The following is a 2,647-nucleotide window of genomic DNA, read 5'->3' on the forward strand; positions in this document are numbered from 1 at the left end:
AAGACCCCTTATGAGGCATACTGGAATCTGCCTATTGGCGGATATAGGAAATCAGAACAGCTTTTGGAGGCGGCATGATGGCCGGTGCATTCCACCTTAAATCAGCCCCTAACCTGTCCAATGGATGGGGTCCACCTCTGATTCCATATATACTTCCATAGCCGTAGACTCCTCGAACAAGGTGCATATCAGCTATATAGCTTTTTTCCAACTCAAGTATGCGACAAATGCATCAGGCTCATGGATGACAACTGCAGTGGACAGCGGAGGTTCAAGCTACCAGTATACCTCCATAGCAATAGACTCATCTGACAAAGTGCATATCAGCTATCGTGATGCTACTAATTTAGACCTCAAGTACGCGTCAAATGCATCAGGCTCATGGATGACAACTGCCGTGGACAGTACAGGAGATGTAGGTTACTATACCTCCGTAGCGATAGACTCATCGGATAAGGTTCATATCAGCTATTATGATTCTACTAATTTTGACCTTAAGTATGCGACAAATGCATCAGGCTCATGGGTAAAAACTACAGTGGACAGCACAAGTTCGGTTGGCGGCTACACTTCCATAGCGATAGACTCATTGGGCAAGGTGCATATCAGCTATTATGATTCTACTAATACAAACCTCAAGTATGTGACGAATGCTTCAGGCTCATGGATGACAACTACAGTGGACAGCACAGGAGATGTAGGTTCCTATACTTCCATAGCGATAGATTCATGGGACAAAGTGCATATCAGCTATTTTAATGCTACTAATAGTGACCTCAAATATGCGACAAATGCCCCGAATTGTTCTTATACTTTCATCCGCTGCGTACCCACCGAATACGCAACCATCCAGTCCGCCATCGATGCGGCTCAGAGCGGAGATACGGTGAGAATAGCGCAGGGTATATATACTGAGAACCTGAGCATACTAAAAGGCGGGACATTCTTCATAGAGGGCGGCTGGAACCATACAACTAACGGCCACAGTACAGACCCAAGCCTTACGATCATAGACGGCAGCAGTTCAGGCAGGGTATTTAATATAGACCCTGCTGATGCCGCCCTGAATCTGACGATCAAGGATCTGAAGATACAGAACGGAAGTTCAGGCTATGGCGGCGGGCTGTACGCAGGCAGCAACACCGGCGCATATCCAATAACCCTTATGATCGAGAACAACATTTTTACGGGTAATCAGGCGACAGGAGCATGGAGCGACGGCGGGGCCATGACGATAGAGGCGCAGAACAACAACGTTCTGGTAACGGTGAGGGACAACGAGATATACGGCAATCATGCGGATTATGATTCAGGCGGCATCCTATTCCGCGCAAACGGCTGGAGCAGGAACCTTACGGCAACGGTGGATGGCAACAATATCCATGACAACACCTCGCGATTCGGCGCAGGAATGCTCTTTTATAATGACGGCAATCTCAGCACCCAGAACCTGACCATCACAAACAACACCATTACAAACAACACAGTTGACGGCTGTTTCATACAGGAAGACGACATGGGCGGGCCTGCGTATGGAGGCGGCATGGGGTTCATAGCCATAAATGACACCACAAGCAGTGTTACACTAACCGGCAATACGATATCTGGGAACAAGGCGGTTGCCGGGGCAGGTATTTATTTCGGAGTGGAGGAGAACAGTGAAGAAGGACTGTACGGTGCTCAGATAAACCTGGCATCCTCAAACAATTCCATCTTAAACAACACCGTGCCGGCAAGCTGTGCGTCACAGACAAACGTATCAAACGGCGGCGGGGTGGTCATAAACGCGGATACGAACTTAACAAGCATATCAACCTTCACATTCAACAATGACACAATCACCGGCAGCAGCCTTTATGACCTGATACTTGAGACAGACAACAGAGGCGCTGTTGACATCAAAAAGCTCAATTCAGGCATTGCAACGACCCACAGGTACGGATGGAGGGGGTATGACGCCACGCTCTGCCCTTCGACCGGCTGGTGGAAGAGGCCGTGTTTATTAAATGACATCGGCGCGTTTACCTTTGATGCGACAGACCCTGCTATAGACAACGACGGAGACGGCTACACAGAGAACCAGGGAGACTGCGATGATACAACCGCTGCCATCAACCCCGGTGTTTCAGAAACCTTCGGCAACACCATAGACGATGACTGTAACCCTGCAACACCAGACACTAACATTGCTCCAACCGCAAACGCAGGCGGGCCGTATGCAGGGACAGAAGGAAGTTCTATAACACTCAACGCTTCAGGCTCAAGCGACCCGAATAACAATATCGCAACTTACGAATGGGACATTGACAACAACGGGACTTACGACTACAGTTCTTCATCATCTTCACAGAGCCATACCTACGCACAGCAAGGCACATATACGGTCAAACTGAGGGTAACTGATGCGCTTGGCGCAACATCAGAAACAACCACAACAGCGGTGATATCTGACACTTCGCCGACAGCAGGATTTACCGGCAATCCAACAAGCGGCAGAGCGCCACTTACCGTAACCTTCACAAACAGCTCAACAGGCAATGACCAGCCATTGACATACGAATGGGATTTTGACAATAACGGCACAGTTGACTCGACACTGTCCAACCCTTCATATGAATACACAACTGAAGGCACATACACCGTAAAA

The 2,647-nt window shown here is 48.7% G+C and carries 1 protein-coding gene; it reads left to right on the forward strand.

Translation table 11 applies throughout. From position 1 onward, the window contains the following. Positions 1 to 124: 124 nt before the first annotated feature. The coding region (locus tag Q7U10_07790) for a PKD domain-containing protein (GenBank protein MDO8282508.1) at positions 125 to 2,647 on the forward strand (2,523 nt) is incomplete at its 3' end.

The sequence above is a fragment of the Thermodesulfovibrionia bacterium genome, assembly GCA_030646035.1.
GTDB lineage: Bacteria > Nitrospirota > Thermodesulfovibrionia > UBA6902 > UBA6902 > JACQZG01.